Annotated in this window: 19 protein-coding genes and 1 riboswitch; of the genes, 11 read left to right on the top strand and 8 right to left on the bottom strand. The window is 72.3% G+C overall.

Annotated features, from left to right (window positions below):
- Window positions 1-28 precede the first annotated feature (28 nt).
- The 5 genes from ACGFT1_RS20625 to ACGFT1_RS20605 form a co-directional block, all read right to left on the bottom strand.
- Complete coding sequence (locus tag ACGFT1_RS20625) at window positions 29-643, bottom strand: hypothetical protein (RefSeq protein WP_373910383.1); 615 nt, start codon at window positions 641-643, stop codon at window positions 29-31.
- Window positions 644-658: 15 nt separating this feature from the next.
- Window positions 659-982, bottom strand: a complete 324-nt coding sequence (locus ACGFT1_RS20620) for a multidrug efflux SMR transporter (protein ID WP_356819966.1) — start codon at window positions 980-982, stop codon at window positions 659-661.
- An 83-nt stretch (window positions 983-1065) separates the two neighbouring features.
- Window positions 1066-2076, bottom strand: a complete 1011-nt coding sequence (rsgA, locus tag ACGFT1_RS20615) for a ribosome small subunit-dependent GTPase A (RefSeq protein ID WP_373910382.1) — start codon at window positions 2074-2076, stop codon at window positions 1066-1068.
- Window positions 2077-2089: 13 nt separating this feature from the next.
- On the bottom strand, window positions 2090-3406 hold the full coding sequence (aroA, locus tag ACGFT1_RS20610) for a 3-phosphoshikimate 1-carboxyvinyltransferase (RefSeq protein ID WP_373910381.1): 1317 nt from the start codon (window positions 3404-3406) through the stop codon (window positions 2090-2092).
- Window positions 3407-3434: 28 nt separating this feature from the next.
- Window positions 3435-4157 carry a M50 family metallopeptidase gene (locus ACGFT1_RS20605; protein ID WP_373910380.1) on the bottom strand — a complete coding sequence of 241 codons (723 nt, stop codon included), beginning with the start codon at window positions 4155-4157 and terminating at the stop codon, window positions 3435-3437.
- Between the two features lie 104 nt (window positions 4158-4261).
- On the opposite strand from ACGFT1_RS20605, the gene ACGFT1_RS20600 reads away from it, so the two are divergent.
- The 10 genes from ACGFT1_RS20600 (at window position 4262) to ACGFT1_RS20555 (ending at window position 14199) form a co-directional block, all read left to right on the top strand.
- On the top strand, window positions 4262-5077 hold the full coding sequence (locus ACGFT1_RS20600) for an SOS response-associated peptidase (RefSeq protein ID WP_373910379.1): 816 nt from the start codon (window positions 4262-4264) through the stop codon (window positions 5075-5077).
- A gap of 1 nt (window position 5078) precedes the next feature.
- Window positions 5079-5708 (top strand): alpha/beta family hydrolase, encoded by a 630-nt coding sequence (locus ACGFT1_RS20595; RefSeq protein WP_373910378.1) that lies wholly within the window; start codon window positions 5079-5081, stop codon window positions 5706-5708.
- Window positions 5709-5964: 256 nt separating this feature from the next.
- Window positions 5965-6654, top strand: coding sequence for a sigma-70 family RNA polymerase sigma factor (locus ACGFT1_RS20590; protein ID WP_373910377.1), 690 nt, complete (start codon window positions 5965-5967; stop codon window positions 6652-6654).
- Window positions 6651-6962, top strand: coding sequence for a mycothiol system anti-sigma-R factor (rsrA, locus tag ACGFT1_RS20585; protein ID WP_373910376.1), 312 nt, complete (start codon window positions 6651-6653; stop codon window positions 6960-6962). Before ACGFT1_RS20590 ends, rsrA begins: the two co-directional genes overlap by 4 nt.
- Window positions 6963-7072: 110 nt before the next feature.
- Entirely contained in the window at window positions 7073-8377 is a 1305-nt protein-coding gene (locus ACGFT1_RS20580) for an HD-GYP domain-containing protein (protein WP_373910375.1), read from the top strand.
- Window positions 8374-9666: a metal-dependent phosphohydrolase gene (locus ACGFT1_RS20575; RefSeq protein ID WP_373910374.1), complete on the top strand. Its 1293-nt coding sequence runs from the start codon at window positions 8374-8376 to the stop codon at window positions 9664-9666. The genes ACGFT1_RS20580 and ACGFT1_RS20575 overlap by 4 nt, the downstream gene beginning before the upstream one ends.
- A gap of 99 nt (window positions 9667-9765) precedes the next feature.
- Entirely contained in the window at window positions 9766-10746 is a 981-nt protein-coding gene (locus ACGFT1_RS20570; protein ID WP_373910373.1) for a tetratricopeptide repeat protein, read from the top strand.
- Window positions 10747-10810: 64 nt separating this feature from the next.
- The gene (gene def, locus ACGFT1_RS20565) at window positions 10811-11461 is read left to right on the top strand and encodes a peptide deformylase (protein ID WP_373910372.1); all 651 of its coding nucleotides are present in this window, start codon (window positions 10811-10813) and stop codon (window positions 11459-11461) included.
- A gap of 285 nt (window positions 11462-11746) precedes the next feature.
- Window positions 11747-12832 carry an epi-isozizaene synthase gene (gene cyc1 / locus ACGFT1_RS20560; RefSeq protein WP_373910371.1) on the top strand — a complete coding sequence of 362 codons (1086 nt, stop codon included), beginning with the start codon at window positions 11747-11749 and terminating at the stop codon, window positions 12830-12832.
- Window positions 12829-14199 (top strand): cytochrome P450, encoded by a 1371-nt coding sequence (locus ACGFT1_RS20555; protein ID WP_373910370.1) that lies wholly within the window; start codon window positions 12829-12831, stop codon window positions 14197-14199. Before cyc1 ends, ACGFT1_RS20555 begins: the two co-directional genes overlap by 4 nt.
- Here ACGFT1_RS20555 and ACGFT1_RS20550 read toward each other — a convergent pair.
- Window positions 14153-15136, bottom strand: a complete 984-nt coding sequence (locus ACGFT1_RS20550; RefSeq protein WP_373910369.1) for a GlxA family transcriptional regulator — start codon at window positions 15134-15136, stop codon at window positions 14153-14155. The genes ACGFT1_RS20555 and ACGFT1_RS20550 overlap by 47 nt on opposite strands.
- 93 nt (window positions 15137-15229) lie before the next feature.
- On the opposite strand from ACGFT1_RS20550, the gene ACGFT1_RS20545 reads away from it, so the two are divergent.
- Window positions 15230-15472 (top strand): hypothetical protein, encoded by a 243-nt coding sequence (locus ACGFT1_RS20545; protein ID WP_373910368.1) that lies wholly within the window; start codon window positions 15230-15232, stop codon window positions 15470-15472.
- Here the strand turns inward: ACGFT1_RS20545 and ACGFT1_RS20540 are convergent.
- Both ACGFT1_RS20540 and ACGFT1_RS20535 read right to left on the bottom strand, forming a co-directional pair.
- Window positions 15385-16398: a ribonucleotide-diphosphate reductase subunit beta gene (locus tag ACGFT1_RS20540; protein WP_373910367.1), complete on the bottom strand. Its 1014-nt coding sequence runs from the start codon at window positions 16396-16398 to the stop codon at window positions 15385-15387. The genes ACGFT1_RS20545 and ACGFT1_RS20540 overlap by 88 nt on opposite strands.
- Window positions 16398-18755, bottom strand: coding sequence for a ribonucleoside-diphosphate reductase subunit alpha (locus ACGFT1_RS20535; RefSeq protein WP_373910366.1), 2358 nt, complete (start codon window positions 18753-18755; stop codon window positions 16398-16400). Before ACGFT1_RS20535 ends, ACGFT1_RS20540 begins: the two co-directional genes overlap by 1 nt.
- A 143-nt stretch (window positions 18756-18898) precedes the next feature.
- Window positions 18899-18977, bottom strand: a riboswitch (cobalamin riboswitch).
- Between the last annotated feature and the right edge of the window lie 163 nt (window positions 18978-19140).

The raw sequence follows: 19140 nt of genomic DNA, 5'->3' as shown, positions 1-19140 counted from the left end.
CGAAGCCGTGGTCGCGCCGTCCGGCGCGTCAGCGGCCGCCCTCGTACGGACCGCCCCGGAAGTACAGGGCACGGTACGGCCGGGGGCGGTCACCGCGTTCGCGGGCGGCGTCGGACCGGTCGGCGGGAGCCGAGCGCCGGGACAGCTCGCGGAGGCGCTCCAGGCCCGCCAGCACCTCGGCACGGTGGCCGGACGCCTTCATCCAGCGGGGCAGCCGCGCGAACATCGCCCGCGTCGGGCGCGCGCTTCCGCGCTCGCGCAACGCGGCGCCCACGTAGGCGGCCAGCGCGTCGAGGTGCCGGTCGTCGTACGCCCACAGGACGTGGCCGGCGCACCGGGTCTGTAGCCACAGCGGCCGTCCGAAGAAGGGGTCCTCGGTGCCGCCCGGCTGCGCCGCGACCAGTGCGCCGCCGCGCGTGTCCGCCGCGCGGTCGGCCACGGCGCCGCACGCCGCGCAGGTCAGCCGGCGGGGCTGGAAGAGCAGTTCGCCGGAGTGGGCGGGCGCGGGCAGACCGGGCCGGGGAACCACCTGCGCGCGGCCACCGCAGCGGGGGCAGACCACCAGCACGCGGTCCGTGAACCGGGTCAGTACGTCCCCCGGATCGTGGTGCCGCACCGGGCCGGGATGTCCTTCGGCGTGCATGCCGTGGCCCCCGCGCTAGTGCGCCGACCCCGACAGCTGGAGTCCGATCACCCCGAGGATGACCAGACTGATCGAGACGATCTTCAGGGTGGACACCAGGTCGCCGAGGAAGACCATGCCGTAGATGGCGGTGCCCGCCGCGCCGATGCCGGTCCACACCGCGTACGCGGGACCGACGTCCAGCTTCCGCAGGGACAGGGTCAGCAGGCCGAAGCTGCCCAGGGCGAACGAGGCGAAGGCGATGGTCGGCCACAGCCGGGTGAACCCGTGGGAGAGTTTCAGGCACACGGCGAAGCCGGTCTCCAGAAAACCGGCCACTATGACCAGCAGCCACGCCATGAACGGTCCTCCCGTTGGTCCGGATCTCCGGCTCGGTGCGATTATGCACTTACCGGCCGCCCGCCCGGCGCACAACGCGGTGCTCAGTCGCCTTCCGTGGCCTCCCGCGTGGCCAGCAGCCTGCGCAACGAGTACAGCCGTGCCGGGTCCGCGTGGCCGTCCTCGACCCACTTGTCCAGCGCGCAGTCCGGCTCGTCGTGGCTGCACGCCCGCGGGCAGCCCTCCGTGCCGGGCACGAGGTCCGGGAAGGCCAGGATCACCCGCGAGGGGTCGACGTGCGCGAGCCCGAAGGACCGGATGCCCGGGGTGTCGACGGCCCAGCCGTCCACCCCGCTCAGCGGCAGCGCGAGGGCGGACGTCGTGGTGTGCCGGCCGCGTCCCGTCACCGCGTTGACGTGTCCCGTCGTGCGCCGGCGGTCCTCGGGTACCAGCGCGTTGACCAGCGTCGTCTTGCCGACGCCCGAGTGCCCCACGAACGCGGTGATCTTGCCGTCCAGGTGGGCGCGCACCCGGTCCGCCGCGTCCCCGCTCTCCAGCTCCGCACGGCTGGTGACGACGTAGGGGATGTCCAGGGCGCCGTACAGCTCCAGCAGCGTGTCCGGCGGGGCCAGGTCCGACTTGGTCATCACCAGCAGCGGTGTCAGACCGCCGTCGAAGGCCGCGACCAGACAGCGGTCGATCAGCCGGGGGCGGGGCTCGGGGTCGGCCAGCGCCGTCACGATCGCCAGCTGGTCGGCGTTGGCGACGACCACCCGCTCGTAGGGGTCGTCGTCGTCGGCCGTGCGGCGCAGCACCGACGTGCGCCCCGCGATCCGCACGATCCGCGCGAGCGTGTCCTTCTTCCCCGACAGGTCACCCACCAGGGCCACCTGGTCGCCGACGACGGCGGCCTTGCGGCCCAGCTCGCGGGCCTTCATCGCCAGGACGATCCGGTCGTCCACCAGGCAGGTCAGCCGTCCCCGGTCCACGGTGAGGACCATGCCCTCGGCCGCGTCCTCGTGCTTGGGCCGGATACTCGTCCGCGGCCGGTTGCCCTTGCGGTTGGGGCGGCTGCGGATGTCGTCCTCGTCGGTGTGCTTGCCGTAGCGGCGCATGCTGTACGTGTCCCTACTGCCCGAGCATCCCGGTCCACAGGCCGGGGAAGTCCGGCAGGGTCTTCGCGGTCGTCGCCACGTTCTCGATCCGCACCCCCTGTACGGCCAGGCCGATGACCGCGCCGGCCGTCGCCATCCGGTGGTCCTCGTAGGTGTGGAACACCCCGCCGTGCAGCGGGCGCGGGCGGATGTGCAGGCCGTCGGCCGTCTCCGTGACGTCACCGCCGAGTTCGTTGATCTCCTTGGTGAGCGCGGCCAGCCGGTCCGTCTCGTGCAGCCGCAGATGGGCCACGCCCCGCAGGGTGGACGGCGAGTCGGCGAGCGCCGCGACCGCCGCGATACCCGGGGTCAGCTCGCCCACGTCGCCCAGGTCGACGTCGATGCCGTGGATCGCACCCGAACCGGTGAACACCAGCCCGTAGTCGGTGAGTTCGCAGGAACCCCCCATCTCGGTGAAGATCTCCCGCAGCCGGTCACCCGGCTGGTCGGTGCGGGCCGGCCAGTCCGGGATCAGCACCTTGCCGCCGGTGACCAGGGCCGCCGCCAGGAACGGCTGCGCGTTGGACAGGTCCGGCTCGACGGTCAGGTCCCGGCCGAGCAGCGCCCCCGGCGTCACCCGCCACACGTTGGGCTCCCCGCCCGACTCCGGGGTGTCCACCTGGGCGCCCACCGCGCGCAGCATGTCGACCGTCATCCGGATGTGCGGCATGGACGGCAGGGTGGCACCGGTGTGCCGGACCTCGACGCCCTGGTTGAAGCGCGGGCCGGACAGCAGCAGCGCCGAGACGAACTGGGAGGACGAGGAGGCGTCGACCGACACCGGGCCGCCGTCCAGGGCGCCGCCGCCGTGCACGGTCAGCGGCAGCGCGCCCCGGCCGTCGTCGTCGATCCGGGCGCCGAGCGCCCGCAGCGCCTCGATCACCCCGTCGAGGGGACGCTCGTACGACCGCGGGTCCCCGTCGAACCGGATCGGACCGTCGGCCAGCGCGGCCACCGGCGGCAGGAACCGCATCACCGTGCCCGCGTTGCCGACGTCGACCGTGGCCGGCCCGCGCAGGCCCGTGGGCAGCACCCGCCAGGCCTCACCGGTGCCGTCGGGGCCCACCCCCTCCTCGATCTGCACGCCCATCGCGCGCAGCGCGCCGGCCATCAGCAGGGTGTCCCGCGAACGCAGCGGGCGGCGCAGCCAGCCCGGCTCGGAGGCCAGGGAGGCGAGGACCAGGGCGCGGTTGGTGACCGACTTGGAACCCGGCACGTGGACCGTGGCGTCGACGGCCCCGCTCGCGTGCGGGGCGGGCCAGAGGGCGGTGGGAGCGGAGTTCGGGGCCATGGGGCCACTTTATAAGCAGGGCCCGGCGTCAACCTTCCAGCAGCCAGCGGCCCCCGCCGATCAGCGAGGACAGGGACACCGCGTGGAACAGGAACAGCCACAGCCCCGCCGGCACGTGTGCCAGCCGGGACAGCTGGTCCGCGTCCGAGTCACCCGCGCCCGCCCGTGACCGCTTGGCCTGGAGCTCGAACGGCGGCCGTACCCCGCCGGCCAGCAGGAACCAGACCACCGCGTACGCGAACGCCGCCTGCACCTGAGGCCCCGCCAGCCAGGACACCAGCAGGAACGCGCCCCCGGCCAGCACCACGGTGAGCACGCCGTAGGCGTTGCGGATCATCACCAGCATCGCCAGCAGCAGGGCCGTGGCCGCCCACAGCAGGAGGGTGATCCGGCCCGTCGCCAGCAGCGCGGCCCCGCCCAGCCCCAGCAGGGAGGGTGCCGTGTACCCGGCCGCCGCCGTGAGGATCATGCCCAGCCCGTACGGCTTGCCCCGGCTGAGGGTGAGCCCGCTGGTGTCGGAGTGCAGCCGGATGCCGGTGAGCTGCCGGCCGGTGAGCAGGGCGACCAGGCCGTGGCCGCCCTCGTGCGCGATGGTGATCGCGTTGCGGGATATCCGCCACACCGGGTGCGGGACGACGACGGCGAGCGCCGCGGCCAGGGTGGCCAGCACCACCCACAGGTGGGGATCGGGCTGGGTGCCGGTGAGCCGGTCCCAGAGGCCGGGCAGCGCGATGGCGGCGAGGCTGTCCATGTGTCCGAGTGGCTCCAGTCCTGGTGATCGATAGGGGTCGGCGCGGGGCGCCGTCGTGGCGGGGTGGTGGTCGGGCGACGGGTCGGCCTGGCAGTGTGGCACGTATGTGCGGACGGTATGCGGCAAGTCGTGGGCCCGAGGATCTCGCGGGAGTCTTCGGGGCCGAGCGGTGGGATCCCGAGGAGACCCTGGAGCCGGACTACAACGTGGCCCCCACCAAGGAGGTGCACGCCGTCCTGGACCGCCCCCTGAAGGACGCTGACTCCCCGCGCCCGGTTCGTCAGCTGCGCCGGCTGAAGTGGGGTCTGGTCCCGTCCTGGGCGAAGACACCCGAGGGCGGCGCCAGGATGATCAACGCCCGCGCGGAGACCGTGCACGAGAAGCCCGCCTACCGGCGCGCCTTCGCCGCCCGCCGCTGCATCCTGCCCGCCGACGGCTACTACGAGTGGGTCACCGGCGGCCAGGAGCGCGAGCTGGAGGTGGAGGGCAGGAAGAAGCGCCCGCGCAAGCAGCCGTACTTCGTGCTCCCCGCCGACGGCTCGGTGTTCGCGATGGCCGGCCTGTACGAGTTCTGGCGCGACCGGACGCTGCCCGACGACCACCCGGGGGCCTGGTGGGTCACCTGCTCGGTGATCACCACGGATGCCGAGCGCACCCCGCTGGCCGCCGCCCCCGCCGAGGGGCCCCGCTCTCTCGCCGACATCCACCCCCGGATGCCGCTGATGCTCACCCCGGACCGCTGGGACGCCTGGCTCGACCCCTCCCGCACCGACCCCGACGAGCTGCGCGCCCTGCTGGCCCCGCCCCCGCCCGGCCTGATGCGCGCCTACCCGGTCCCCACCGCCGTCAGCAACGTCCGCAACAACGGCCCGGAGCTGCTGAAGGAGCTGGAGGCACCGGAAGAGGGCACACTCTTCTGACGTGAGCACAGAGACCGTCGACACGGACGCCGGACCGGCCCGGATCACCTGGCACCCGGCACGCGAGGCCCGTCTGGTGCTGGCCGCCGGCCATGGCGCGGGCGGCGGCATCGAGGCCCGGGACCTGCACGTACTCGCCCGGACACTCCCCGCGCGGGGCGTCACGGTCGCCCTCGTCGAGCAGCCCTGGCGGGTCGCGGGCAAGAAGGTCGCGCCCGCGCCGAAGACCCTGGACACCGGATGGCGCGGGGTGTGGCCCGCGCTCGCCCGGCCCGGCCTGCCGGTGATCTCCGGCGGGCGCAGCGCCGGCGCCCGCGTCGCCTGCCGTACGGCCGCGGAACTGGGCGCGCGCGCCGTGCTCGCGCTGAGCTTCCCGCTGCATCCGCCGGGCCGGCCGGAGCGCTCCCGCGCCGGGGAGCTGCTGGGCGCCGGGGTGCCGACGCTGGTCGTGCAGGGCGGGAACGACCCCTTCGGCAGGCCGGAGGAGTTCCCGGAGGGCGATTTCGACCTGGTCGAGGTGCCTCACGCCGATCACGGTCTCGCGGTACCCCGGCGCGCGGACCTCACCCAGGACCAGGCCCTGGACCTCATCGCCGGCCGTGTCGCCGGGTGGGCCCTGTCACTCGGGTGACGCCGGGGAATGCGGCGCGACGGCCCGCTGTTGTGCCGGACAGAAGTGCTGACGCCTCGGCACCGATGTCGTGGGAAAGGAAGTCCGCCGCATGGGTTCGACCATCTGCCCGGGCCGCAGCAGCCGCGCCGACCTGGACTGGACGGTGCTGCACGCGGCCAGGACCGCTCCTATTCGAGCGGCGGCAGGCACGGGTCGTGTTCTATCCTCCGAAACGAGTGGGACCGGTTCTGGTCCCGCCCGAAACTTCGAGGAGGTGGGTCAGGTCACTGGGACCGACGCAGGGACCGACAACGGTCAGGCGGAGCCGCCCGAGGGCGTCAGCGCGGAGGCGTCCGGTGAGACGACCGTGGAGCGCAGCGCGCGCTTCGAGCGGGACGCGCTCGAGTTCCTCGACCAGATGTACTCGGCCGCGCTGCGCATGACGCGCAACCCGGCCGACGCCGAGGACCTGGTGCAGGAGACGTACGCGAAGGCGTACGCGTCCTTCCACCAGTTCCGCGAGGGCACCAACCTCAAGGCGTGGCTGTACCGGATCCTCACCAACACCTTCATCAACTCCTACCGCAAGAAGCAGCGCGAGCCGCAGCGCTCCGCCGCGGAGGAGATCGAGGACTGGCAGCTCGCCCGCGCCGAGTCGCACATGTCGACGGGACTGCGCTCCGCCGAGTCGCAGGCGCTCGACCACCTGCCCGACTCGGACGTGAAGTCGGCGCTCCAGGCGATCCCCGAGGAGTTCCGCATCGCCGTCTATCTCGCGGACGTCGAGGGCTTTGCGTACAAGGAGATCGCGGACATCATGGGGACACCCATCGGAACGGTGATGTCCCGGCTGCACCGGGGCCGCCGTCAACTGCGCGGCATGCTGGAGGACTACGCCCGTGAGCGGGGTCTGGTCCCGGCCGGTGCCGGAGAGTCGAACGAAGCGAAAGGCTCGGGCTCATGAGCTGCGGAGAGCCGCACGAGACGGACTGCAGTGAGGTCCTGGACCACCTGTACGAGTTCCTCGACAGCGAGATGCCGGACATGGACCGCGACAAGTTCCAGCACCACTTCGAGGAATGCTCGCCGTGCCTGGAGAAGTACGGCCTGGAGCAGGCCGTGAAGAAGCTGGTCAAGCGGTGCTGCGGCCATGACGACGTGCCCGCCGACCTGCGCGCCAAGGTCATGGGGCGGATCGACCTGATCCGCTCCGGCCAGGCCGTGCCCGGCCACGACGTGACCCGGACCCCGACGGCGCCCCAGGAATCCTGACACGTCGGGTCGTATCACCCGAACGTGCTAATCCTCAGGTCATAGGCCCCGTAACCCCCGATCCCCGCCCTAGGCTCCCAGCCGGGACGGGCAGGGTCGGGAGGGGCGGGATGGACGCGGTACCGGCGAGAGCACGCGGCTATGTGGCCGGCGTCGCCCTCCTCGCCGCCCTCACCCCGCTGAACCTGCCGGCCACGCACATCCCCTGGTGGATGCCGGTCCTCCTCGCCGCGCTCTACGCGGCCTGCGAGCACGTCGTGCGCCGGCGCCTCGGCGGCACCTTCTACCCCGTCCTGCTCGCCGGTGCCTTCCTGCTGCCACCGCCGGCCGCCGCGCTCGTGCCCCTGCCCGCCCTCCTGCTCCCCCCGGCCGGGCACGGGGCCGCCCTGACCCGGCGCGTGTGGCGGGCCGCGCGGCCCGCGCTCGCCGTGTGGAGCGCCGCGCAGGTGCACCGGGGGCTCGGCGGCCCCGACGCCGTCGCCGGCTCCGACTTCCCCTACGCCCTGCTGCCCGCCGGTGCCGCCGTCCTCGCCTTCTGCCTGGTGCTGACCGTGCTCGACGGCGGTCTGCGCGCGGCGGCCGGCCTCGTGCCGGCGCGGCGCGCCTGGCGCGGGCTGCTGGCCCGCTCCCTCGCACCCGTCGCCGTGCACGGCCTCGCCGGACTCATGATGGCCGTGCTCTGGCGCAGCCCGTACGGCCCGGCCGCAGCCCTGCTCGTCCTGCTCCCGATGTGCGTCTCGTGCTGGGTGTTCGCCCAGTACCACCGCGAACGCGCGGCCCACCAGGCCACCATCCGCGCCCTCGTCCAGGCCGTCGACATCAAGGACGGCTACACCCGCGGCCACAGCGAACGCGTCGGCCAGGCCTCCGTGCTGATCGCCCGCGAACTCGGCATGGACGACGACCGCGTCGAGACGCTGCGCTTCGCCGGCATCCTGCACGACGTCGGCAAGCTCGGCGTGCCCACCCGGCTCCTGCGCAAGGACGGACCGCTCACCCCCGAGGAACGGCGGATCATCGAGCTGCATCCCGAGTACGGCCACGAGATGGTCCGCGGGATCTCCTTCCTCGGCGAGGCCCGCGGGGCGATCCTCCACCACCACGAACGGCTCGACGGCAGCGGCTACCCCTACGGCCTGGCCGGCGACCAGATCCCCGAGTGCGCCCGGATCGTCGCCGTCGCCGACGCCTTCGACGCCATGACCTCGACCCGCTCCTACAGCAGGGCCCGGCCGGTCGAGGCGGCCGTCACCGAGCTGGAGCGCTGCGCGGGCGCCCACTTCGACCCCCGGATGGTCGGCGCCCTGGTCCGCGCCGTGCGCCGCTGCGGCTGGCGGCCCACGGTCACCGCCGACGAAACCGCGCACGGCAACGCGCCCGCCGAGCGGGCCCCGAGCACCGGGGCGGCCCGATGAGCCCCCTGCGGCTCATCCACGGCGCGGCCGCCCTCGTCGCGGCCGGCTCCCTCGCCGTCACCCTGTGGACCGGCCTGGAGGACCGGGGCGTCGCGCTCGCCTTCGGGACGCTCGTCACCGTCGGCGAGCTGACCCGGTGGAGCGACGCCCAGGCCCGGCAGGCCGCGCCCCTGGGCGCCGCCGGCTCCCTGTCGTACGCCCTGCTGGGTGCCGACGCCGGGCGGCCCGCCCAGCACGGCGCGGCCCAGGTCGTCACCGTGGTCCTCGTCGCCGCCCTGCTCGGTGCCGTCCCGCACATCTGGTCCGGCGGCACCCCGACCGCCGACCATCTGGCCCGCCGCGTCCTCACCGTCGGTTTCGCCGCCGTCTGCTTCCAGCCCCCTTACGGCAACCGGGTGTTCGCCTCCTGGACCGGTCCCGCCTACCCCCTGCTCCTCCTCGTCCTGCTCGCCCTCACCTCCCTGTGCGGGGCCGTCCTGGCCGCCACGCTCGCCCACTGCCGCACCCGCTGGCCGTTCGGCCCGCTGCTGCGCCAGGAACTGCGCGGCCTGCTCGGCATCGGCTCCGCGGTCTGTGCCACCGGCGCGGTGATGGCGCTGGGGGTCGCCGTCGCCGGGCTGTGGGCGCTGCCCGTCTTCTGCCTGCCGCTGCTCCTCGTCCAGCTGACCGTCCGCCGGTACGCGGCCGTGCGCGCCACCTACCGGCAGACCATCGCCTCCCTCGCCCGCGCCACCGAGATCGCCGGCTGCACCCCCGCCGGGCACGCCCACCGGGTCGCCGCGCTCAGCGTCGACGTCGGCCGCGAGCTCGGCCTGACCGGGCCCGAGCTGACCGTCCTGGAGTACGCGGCCCTCATGCACGACATCGGCCAGCTCAGCCTGGTCGACCCCGTCCCGGCGGGCGCCACCGCCGCCCTGCCCGCCGCCGAGCAGCGGCGCATCGCCCTGCTCGGCGGGGCCGTCGTCCGGCAGACCGGCGTGGACGCGGCCGTCGCCGTCGTCGTGGAGCGGCAGGCCGACCCCTGCCCCGAGCAACCGCTGGCGGCCCGCATCGTGCGGGCCGTGAACGCCTACGAGGAGAAGGCCCGGGACGCCGGCCCCGAGGGCCCGCTGCGCGCGCTGGAGGAGCTGCGGCTGGGCACCGCCGGTGACTACGCTCCCGAGGTCGTGGAGTCGCTCGCCCGGGTCCTGGCCCGGCCCCGCGGCTGGCGCGCGACCGTCCCGGCCCGCGGCGGGCCGAGACGAACGGGACTGTCTGACCCCGCTCCCGGCTGGGTAACCCATGGGTAATGAGCGACTCTCCCGCCGTACGTGGTTGGATGCGAGGGAGAGGGCGTCCGGGGGCACAAGCCAGCCCACAGCGGGAAATGGAACTGGCAGGCGGGAATCGTGAGGATCTTCGGCAAGGCACGGCACCGGCCCTCCGCCTCCTGGCGGCAGGCCACCGACCGCGCGTTCACACTCATCGGCGACGGCCGGTACGAGGACGCGGGCGAGCTGCTGACCCGCGCCGCCGACCTGGAGCCCTGGCTGGCGGAGTCCTGGTTCAACCTCGCCCTGCTGCACAAGTTCCGGCACGACTGGGAACAGGCTCGCGCCGCCGGTCTGCGCGCCGTCGCCCTGCTCGACCGGGAGGCCGGCGCTCCCGACTGGTGGAACGTCGGTATCGCCGCGACCGCCCTCCAGGACTGGCCGCTGGCCCGCCGCGCCTGGCAGGCGTACGGGCTGAAGGTGCCCGGCGGGGCCGCCGTCTCCGGTGAGCCGCTCGGCATGGAGCTGGGCAGCGCGGCCGTACGGCTGTCCCCGGAGGGCGAGGCCGAGGTCGTGTGGGGCCGCAGGCTGGACCCGGCGCGGATGGAGGTGCTGTCCATCCCGCTGCCCTCGTCCGGGCGGCGCTGGGGCGAGGTCGTGCTGCACGACGGCGTCCCGCACGGCGAGCGCACGACGTCCGCCGGGCACACCTACCCGGTCTTCGACGAGATCGAACTGTGGGCGCCGTCCCCCGTCCCCACCTGGGTGGTCCTGCTGGAGGCGGCCACCGAGGCGGACCGGGACGCGCTGGAGCAGCTGGCCTCCGACGCCGGGTTCGCCGCGGAGGACTGGTCGTCGTCGGTGCGGCTGCTGTGCCGGACGTGCTCGGAGTCGCGGATGCCGTCCGACGAGGGCGACGGGGTGCACCTGGACCCGCACGACCACAGCGAGCCGGGGCATCCCGGGCCGCTGGGGCACCGGACGGACGGGCAGTTGTGGGTGCCCGAGCGGGAGTGCGGGGTCGCGGCGCCGGTCTCGCTCGTGCGCGGGCTGCTGGACGGCTGGGTCGCGGACAGCCCGGACTCGCGGGACTGGCGGGATCTGGAAGAGGTCTGCTGACCGGTCGCCGTACCCTGTATCAGCAACATCTCCCCCTGTTCTTTGAGGAAGGCGTACGTCGGTCATGGCGCACCAGGACACCGATCAGCAGCACGCGGGCGTGCTCCCCGTCGACGACGAGGGGTACGTCGTCGACACGGAGGACTGCGAGGAGCGCGAGCAGGCCTGGCGCGGGCGCGGCACCTCGCGGCCGATCACGGTCGTCGGCAACCCGGTGCTGCACAAGGAGTGCCGGGACGTCACCGAGTTCGGCGAGGAGCTCCAGCAGCTGGTCGCCGACATGTTCGCCAGCCAGCGCACCGCCGAGGGCGTGGGCCTGGCCGCCAACCAGATCGGTGTCGACCTGAAGGTCTTCGTCTACGACTGCCAGGACGACGAGGGTGTCCGCCACGTCGGCGTGATCTGCAACCCCAGGCTCGTCGACCTGCCCGCCGAGCGGCGCCGGCTGGACGACAGCAACGAGGGCTGCCTGTCCGTGCCGACGGCCTACGCGTCCCTCGCGCGCCCCGACTACGCCGAGGTGACCGGCCAGGACGAGCAGGGCAACCCTGTCAAGGTCCGCGGCACCGGCTACTTCGCACGTTGTCTGCAGCACGAGACCGACCACCTCTACGGCTACCTGTACATCGACCGGCTGTCGAAGCGGGACCGCAAGGACGCGCTGCGGCAGATGGCCGAGAACGAGCCGCGCTACCCCGTGGTCGCCAACGACTGACCAGCGCAGGGCACATGGGCGCCCGGCCGGGATCCTTCCCGCCCGGGCGCCTTCGCGTTGCCGCTCCTCGCTCGTGCGTGCGTCGTACACCCGCTCCCCTGCGGGTTCCTGGTGATCCTTAATCAGTCACACAAGGGGGATTCTCGGCACCTTGGGTAGTGAATGAGGCAAATCCGTTCCCATGACGGTCAGTTGTGGTGCTGAATAGAAGTACGGGGATACGCATGGCGCACGCCCGGCGCAACAGCGGGGCGTGCGCTCCTGGCGGCTGGAAGGGGTTTGTACGTGCAGGCTTTCCCACACAGCACCACAGTGACCCGGACGGCGGTCGCGGTCCCGCCCTCACTGGCGCTCCCGGTGATCGAATCGTCCTTTCCCCGGCGACTGCATCCGTATTGGCCGCGCCTCCAGGAGAACACGCGGCTCTGGTTGCTGGAAAAGCGGCTCATGCCCGCGGACAAGGTGCGTGAATATGCCGACGGCCTGTGCTACACGGACCTCATGGCCGGCTACTACACCGAGGCCGCCGACGAGGTCCTCCAGGCCATAGCCGACTACAGCGCGTGGTTCTTCGTCTGGGACGACCGCCACGACCGCGACATCGTGCACGGCCGGGCCGGCGACTGGCGGCGGCTGAGACACCGTCTGCACGCGGCTCTGGACGCGCCCAGGCACCATGTGCACCATCCCGACCCACTGGTCGCGGGCTTCGCCGACAGCGTGCTGCGGCTGTACGCCTTCCTGCCGCGCACCTGGAACCTGCGGTTCGCCCGGCACTTCCACGCGGTGGTCGAGGCCTACGACCGTGAATTCCGCAACCGCGTCGAAGGATACGTACCCGGCGTCGAGGAATATCTGGCCCTGCGCCGCCTGACCTTCGCCCACTGGATATGGACGGACCTGCTCGAGACCAGTGCCGGGTGCGAACTCCCGGACGCCGTGCGGAAAGACCCGGCCTATCGTCGGGCAGCCCTCCTCAGTCAGGAATTCGCCGCCTGGTACAACGATCTCTGCTCGCTGCCGAAGGAAATAGCGGGCGACGAGGTCCACAATCTCGGGATCAGCCTCATCACCCATGAGGGGCTGACTCTCGAGGAAGCGGTGGACGACGTCAGGCGGCGCGTCGAGGAATGCGTCGTGGAATTCCTCGACGCCGAACGGGACGCCCTGCGGCTCGCCCAGGACATCGACGACGGAACCGCCCGCGGCACAGAACTCGGCGCCGCCGTCCGCAGTTGCGTCGGCGCCATGCGCAACTGGTTCAGCTCCGTCTACTGGTTCCACCACGAGTCCGGCCGGTACATGGTCGACAACTGGGACGACCGGTCCACGCCCCCGTACGTCACGAACGAAGCGGCAGGTGAGAAATGACCGTCGAGTCGGTGCAGCCCGCGCCCCCCGCAACGGCCGCGCTGCGCGAACCGCCCCTGGCCCCGGGTGCCGTACCGGTCCTCGGGCACGGCCTGAAACTGGTGCGCGACCCGCTCGCCTTCATGTCCGGGCTGCGCGACCACGGTGACATCGTGCGCCTGCGGCTCGGCCCCAAGACGGTGTACGCCGTCACCACGCCCGCGCTCACCGGCGCCCTGGCCCTCAGCCCCGGCTTCAGCATCGCCGGCCCCCTGTGGGAGTCCCTCGAGGGCCTGCTCGGCAAGGAGGGCGTGGCCACCGCCAACGGCTCCCGGCACCGCCGCCAGCGGCGCACCATCCAGCCCGCGTTCCGGCTCGACGCGATACCGCGGTACGGCCCGGTCATGGAGGAGGAGGCGCACGGGCTCACCGAACGCTGGAAACCGGGCGAGACCATCGACTGCACCTCCGAGTCCTTCCGGGTCGCCGTCCGTATCGCCGCCCGCTGTCTGTTGCGCGGCGACTACATGGACGAGCGCGCGGAACGGCTCAGCACCGATCTCGCCACCGTCTTCCGCGGTATGTACCGCAGGATGGTGATCCCGCTGGGACCGCTCTACCGGCTGCCGTTTCCGGCCAACCGGGAATTCAACCGGGCGCTGGCCGATCTGCATCTGCTGGTGGACGAGATCGTCGCCGAGAGGAGGGCATCTGGTCAAAAGCCGGACGATTTGCTGACGGCATTGCTGGAGGCGAAGGACGACAATGGCGAGCCCATCGGGGAACAGGAGATCCACGACCAGGTCGTCGCGATCCTCACTCCCGGCAGCGAAACAGTCGCGTCCACGGTCATGTGGCTGCTCCAGGTCCTCGCCGCGCATCCGGAACACGCCGAGAGGGTACGGACCGAGGTCGAATCCGTGACCGGTGGCCGGCCGGTCGGATTCGAGCACGTACGTGCGCTGAGGCACACCAACAATGTCGTCGTCGAGGCCATGCGGCTCAGGCCCGCCGTATGGATATTGACGCGCCGCGCGGTCACGGACGCCGCACTCGGCGGCTATCGCATTCCGGCCGGGGCGGACATCGTCCACAGCCCGTACGCCATCCAGCGCGACGCCCGTTCCTACGCCCGCCACCTCGACTTCGACCCCGACCGCTGGCTGCCCGAGCGGGCCGGTGAGGTGCCGAAGTACGCCATGAGCCCGTTCAGCGTGGGCAATCGCAAGTGCCCCAGCGACCACTTCTCCATGACCCAGCTGAGCCTGATCACTGCGGCGATCTCGGCCAAGTACCGCTTCGAGCGGGCCGCCGGATCCGACGAGAGCACCCGTGTGGGTATCACGCTGCGCCCGCAGAACCTGCTGCTGCGGCCGATGCCCTGGTAGGCCGCCGGTAGGCCTGGGGCGTCGTGCCCAGCGCCCGCACGAACTGGTGACGCAGCGCCGCGGCCGTCCCGAATCCCGTCCGCCAGGCGATGGCGTCCATGGTCTCGTCCGTGCCCTCCAGCAGCTCCTGCGCCAGCAGCACCCGCTGGCGCAGGATCCACCGGTACGGAGTGGTCCCCGTCTCCTGCTGGAAACGCCGGGCGAAGGTGCGCGGCGCCATGTGGGCACGGGCGGCGAGCTGTTCGACGGTCACCTCCCGGTCGAGGTGCGCCTCCATCCACGCCAGCACCTCCCCGACCGTGTCGCAGGGAGCCTTCGGCAGGGGGCGCTCGATGAACTGCGCCTGCCCGCCGTCCCGGTGCGGCGGCACCACCATCCGGCGGGCGATCTTGTTGGCCACCTCCGGGCCCTGTTCCTTGCGCACGATGTGCAGACAGGCGTCGATGCCCGCGGCGGTGCCGGCGGAGGTGATGACCGGGTCCTCGTCCACATAGAGCACGTCCGGCTCGGCCCGGAGCCGGGGATAGGCCCGGGCGAGCTGCTCGGCGTGGTGCCAGTGCACCGCGCACCGCCGTCCGTCCAGCAGTCCCGCCGCGGCGAGGACGAACACGCCGGAGCAGACGCTGAGCACCCGGGTGCCCCGGTCGACGGCCCGTCGCAGCGCCGTCAGCAGTTCCTCCGGGAACGCGCGCTCCGCGTAGCCCTGCCCGGCGGGGACGGCGATCAGGTCGGCCTCCTCCAGCCGCTCCAGCCCGTACGGGGTGGACACGGTGAACCCGCAGTGGGTGGCGAGCGAGGGCCCCGCCGCGGAGACCACGGCGAAGTCGTACACCGGCAGTCCGTCGTCGCTGCGGTCGATGCCGAACACCTCGCACACGACACCCAGCTCGAAGGGCTGCACCCCGTCCAGCAGCACGGCGGCCACGTTCTTCAGCATGCGGCCAGTGTGCCCCAGCGGTGGCAGTAATTCGAGGGTCTACGGCAGTCCTGCCACTCCCGGTCAGGGGCGTCCGGCGCGACAGTGGTGTCCATGAACGCAAACCAGATCGAAGGTCTCATCGGACTGCTCACCACCCTCGTGATCCTGGTCCTCCTGGTCCTCCCGTCCGCGCTCGGCGTCGTGCGCGACCGGCGCATCGACCGGCAGCTCAGGGAGGTCCAGGAGGACCGGGGAGACGGGAGGGATCAGAAGTCCTCGTCCAGGTCGACCGTGCCCTCCACCGCCACCTGGTACGCCGACGGACGGCGCTCGAAGAAGTTCGTCAGCTCCTGAACGCCCTGCAGCTCCATGAAGGAGAAGGGGTTCTGCGAGCCGTACACCGGGGCGAAACCGAGGCGCGTGAGGCGCTGATCGGCGACGCACTGGAGGTACTGGCGCATGGAGTCGGTGTTCATGCCGGGAAGGCCGTCACCGCACAGGTCGCGGGCGAACTGGAGCTCGGCCTCGACGGCCTCCCCGAGCATGTCGGTGACCTCCTGCCGCAGCGCGTCGTCGAACAGCTCCGGCTCCTCCTTGCGGACGGTGTCGACGACGTCGAACGCGAAGGACATGTGCATCGTCTCGTCACGGAACACCCAGTTGGTGCCCGTGGCCAGGCCGTGGAGCAGGCCGCGGCTGCGGAACCAGTAGACGTAGGCGAAGGCGCCGTAGAAGAACAGGCCCTCGATGCAGGCCGCGAAGCAGATCAGGTTCAGCAGGAAGCGGCGGCGGTCGGCCCCCGTCTCCAGCCGGTCGATCTTCTCCACCTCGTTGATCCACTTGAAGCAGAACCCGGCCTTCTCCCGGATGGAGGGGATGTTCTCCACGGCGGCGAACGCGGCGGTGCGGTCGTCCGGGTCGGGGAGATAGGTGTCCAGGAGGGTCAGATAGAACTGGACATGGACGGCCTCCTCGAAGAGCTGCCGGCTCAAGTAGAGCCGCGCCTCGGGGGAGTTGATGTGCTTGTAGAGCGTCAGCACCAGGTTGTTGGCGACGATCGAGTCACCCGTCGCGAAGAAGGCGACCAGCCGGCCGATGAGGTGCTGCTCCTCCGGCGTCAGCCGGGCCAGGTCGGCGACGTCGGAGTGGAGGTCGACCTCCTCCACGGTCCAGGTGTTCTTGATGGCGTCCCGGTAGCGCTCGTAGAAGTCGGGGTAGCGCATGGGGCGCAGCGTCAGCTCGAAGCCCGGGTCGAGGAGCCGGGTGGTACGGGTGGTCATTACTGGCAGGCCTCGCAGGACTCGGGGTTCTCCAGGGAGCAGGCGACCGCGTCGGGGTCGGCGGCCTGCTGCACGGGGATGGCGGGCTGCGCCTGGGCGGCGCGGGCGATGCGCGTCGCGGGGCGCGAGCGCAGGTAGTACGTCGTCTTCAGCCCGGACTTCCAGGCGTACGCGTACATCGAGGAGAGCTTGCCGATGGTCGGCGTCTCCAGGAACAGGTTCAGCGACTGCGCCTGGTCGAGGAACGGGGTGCGGGCGGCGGCCATGTCGATGAGGCCGCGCTGCGGGATCTCCCAGGCCGTGCGGTACAGCCGGCGCACCTCCTCGGGGATCCAGGAGAAGTCCTGCACCGAGCCGTTGGCGTCGCGCAGCGCCTCGCGGGTGCGCGCGTCCCACACGCCGAGGTCCTTCAGCTCCCGCACCAGGTAGGAGTTGACCTGGAGGAACTCCCCGGACAGCGTCTCGCGCTTGAACAGGTTCGACACCTGCGGCTCGATGCACTCGTACACCCCCGCGATCGAGGCGATCGTGGCCGTCGGAGCGATGGCCAGGAGCAGCGAGTTGCGCATGCCCGTCCGCGCGATGCGCTCGCGCAGCGCGTCCCACCGCTCCGGCCAGGTGAGGCCGACGTCGTAGTGGTCGGGGTGGAGCACCCCGCGGGCGGTGCGGGTCCGCTCCCAGGCGGGCAGCGGGCCGTTGCGCTCGGCGAGCTCGGCGGAGGCCTCGTACGCCGCGAGCATGATGCGCTCGGCGATCCGCGTCGACAGGGCCCTGGCCCCGGCGGAGTCGAAGGGCAGGCGCAGCTTGAAGAAGACGTCCTGGAGGCCCATCGCGCCCAGGCCGACCGGGCGCCACCTGGCGTTGGAGCGGCCCGCCTGCTCGGTCGGGTAGAAGTTGATGTCCACCACGCGGTCGAGGAAGGTGACAGCCGTCCGGACCGTCTCGTCCAGCCGCTCCCAGTCGATGTCCCCGTCGCGTACGAAGGCGCCGAGGTTGACCGAGCCGAGGTTGCAGACGGCCGTCTCGCCGTCGTCGGTGACCTCCAGGATCTCCGTGCAGAGGTTCGAGGAGTGGATGACGCTGCCCGGTTCGGCGGTCTGGTTGGCGGTGCGGTTGGCGGCGTCCTTGAACGTCATCCAGCCGTTGCCGGTCTGGGCGAGGGTGCGCATCATCCGGCCGTACAGGTCGCGCGCCGGGATCGTCTTCCTGGCCAGCCCGGCCGCCTCGGCCCGGCGGTAGGCGGCGTCGAACTCCTCGCCCCACAGGTCGACCAGCTCGGGTACGTCGGCAGGCGAGAACAGCGACCACTGCTGGTCGGCGCTGACCCGGCGCATGAACTCGTCCGGCACCCAGTGCGCCAGGTTGAGGTTGTGGGTGCGCCGGGCGTCCTCGCCGGTGTTGTCCCGCAGCTCCAGGAACTCCTCGATGTCCGAGTGCCAGGTCTCCAGGTAGACCGCCGCCGCGCCCTTGCGCCGGCCGCCCTGGTTCACCGCGGCCACCGAGGCGTCCAGCGTCTTCAGGAACGGCACGATGCCGTTGGAGTGGCCGTTCGTGCCCCGGATCAGCGAACCGCGCGAACGGATGCGGGAGTACGACAGACCGATGCCGCCGGCGTGCTTGGAGAGGCGGGCGACCTGGTGGTAGCGGTCGTAGATGGAGTCCAGCTCGTCCAGCGGGGAGTCGAGCAGATAGCACGACGACATCTGCGGGTGCCGGGTGCCGGAGTTGAACAGGGTGGGGGAGGAGGGCAGATAGTCCAGGCGGCTCATCAGCCGGTACAGCGCCGCGACCTCGTCCACGGCCCGGCTCGTGTCGTCCTCGGCGAGGCCGCTCGCCACCCGCAGCATGAAGTGCTGGGGAGTCTCGATGACCTTGCGGGTCATCGGGTGCCGCAGCAGGTAGCGGCTGTGCAGGGTGCGCAGGCCGAAGTAGCCGAACCGGTCGTCGGCCGTGCCGTCGACCAGCGCGTCGAGCCGCTCGGCGTGCAGCCGGACGAACGCGGCGGTGCGGTCGGCGATGAGGCCTTCCCGGTGTCCGACCGCGACGGACCCGGTGAACGACGTCACGCCCTGCGAGGCGGCCTCGTCCCGGATCGCGAGGGTCAGCAGCCGGGCGGCCAGCTTCGAGTACGCGGGGTCCTCGGAGATCAGGCCGGCGGCGGCTTCCGTGGCCAGCTCCCGCAGCTCCGTCTCGTCGGCCCGCGCGGACCGGCCGCGCAGCGCGGCGGCGGCGACCCGGCCGGGGTCGGCGTCGGGCAGGTCGGCGGTCAGCTCGGTCAGGGTCCGCAGCAGCGCGGTACCGGGGCCGTCGGTCTTCAGTTCGGTGACTGAAGCCGGGTCGGCTGGCGCGATGGTCACGTGGGGCTCTCCCTCGCTCGGCACGGGGCCTGGCGGAGGGCAGGGGCAGCCACGAGCGCACACGGCGTCGCGTCCACCGGCCCACTCCACGAGGCCCGGACGTCACAGGCACCCGGACCGGACGGCCGGGCGCGCTGTCGGCAGGACCTCGGACTGGAACAGGCGTGCGGAAACACGCGAGTACACCGTTGCGGGACAGTTCCGGACTCGCACCGGATTCCCCTGCGGCGACAGCGAGCATGAGCATACATCTGGTGCCGGGCTGCCGTGTCACCCCCAGATGTTGTGTCGGTCCGGTGCCGGAGGGGTGACTCGCGGGGTGGAACCCGGGCCTGCCGGGACCGGTCGGCGGGGGCGGGCGCGCACGGCGCCGGGGCACCGGGGA

The organism is Streptomyces sp. Y20, from assembly GCF_043195475.1.
Classification (GTDB): domain Bacteria; phylum Actinomycetota; class Actinomycetes; order Streptomycetales; family Streptomycetaceae; genus Streptomyces.
Note: the sequence above shows the minus strand (reverse complement) of the source record. Positions and strands in the feature narration are given on the sequence as shown.

What these genes read in the sequence shown, in the direction of transcription:
- ACGFT1_RS20605 (WP_373910380.1), bottom strand. Translation starts at nt 4,157, where the DNA reads ATGGACAGCCTCGCCGCCATCGCGCTGCCCGGCCTCTGGGACCGGCTC.
- ACGFT1_RS20620 (WP_356819966.1), bottom strand. Translation starts at nt 982, where the DNA reads ATGGCGTGGCTGCTGGTCATAGTGGCCGGTTTTCTGGAGACCGGCTTC.
- ACGFT1_RS20555 (WP_373910370.1), top strand. Translation starts at nt 12,829, where the DNA reads ATGACCGTCGAGTCGGTGCAGCCCGCGCCCCCCGCAACGGCCGCGCTG.
- def (WP_373910372.1), top strand. Translation starts at nt 10,811, where the DNA reads ATGGCGCACCAGGACACCGATCAGCAGCACGCGGGCGTGCTCCCCGTC.
- ACGFT1_RS20600 (WP_373910379.1), top strand. Translation starts at nt 4,262, where the DNA reads ATGTGCGGACGGTATGCGGCAAGTCGTGGGCCCGAGGATCTCGCGGGA.
- ACGFT1_RS20545 (WP_373910368.1), top strand. Translation starts at nt 15,230, where the DNA reads ATGAACGCAAACCAGATCGAAGGTCTCATCGGACTGCTCACCACCCTC.
- ACGFT1_RS20540 (WP_373910367.1), bottom strand. Translation starts at nt 16,398, where the DNA reads ATGACCACCCGTACCACCCGGCTCCTCGACCCGGGCTTCGAGCTGACG.
- aroA (WP_373910381.1), bottom strand. Translation starts at nt 3,406, where the DNA reads ATGGCCCCGAACTCCGCTCCCACCGCCCTCTGGCCCGCCCCGCACGCG.
- ACGFT1_RS20550 (WP_373910369.1), bottom strand. Translation starts at nt 15,136, where the DNA reads ATGCTGAAGAACGTGGCCGCCGTGCTGCTGGACGGGGTGCAGCCCTTC.
- rsrA (WP_373910376.1), top strand. Translation starts at nt 6,651, where the DNA reads ATGAGCTGCGGAGAGCCGCACGAGACGGACTGCAGTGAGGTCCTGGAC.
- ACGFT1_RS20580 (WP_373910375.1), top strand. Translation starts at nt 7,073, where the DNA reads ATGGACGCGGTACCGGCGAGAGCACGCGGCTATGTGGCCGGCGTCGCC.
- ACGFT1_RS20625 (WP_373910383.1), bottom strand. Translation starts at nt 643, where the DNA reads ATGCACGCCGAAGGACATCCCGGCCCGGTGCGGCACCACGATCCGGGG.
- rsgA (WP_373910382.1), bottom strand. Translation starts at nt 2,076, where the DNA reads ATGCGCCGCTACGGCAAGCACACCGACGAGGACGACATCCGCAGCCGC.
- ACGFT1_RS20575 (WP_373910374.1), top strand. Translation starts at nt 8,374, where the DNA reads ATGAGCCCCCTGCGGCTCATCCACGGCGCGGCCGCCCTCGTCGCGGCC.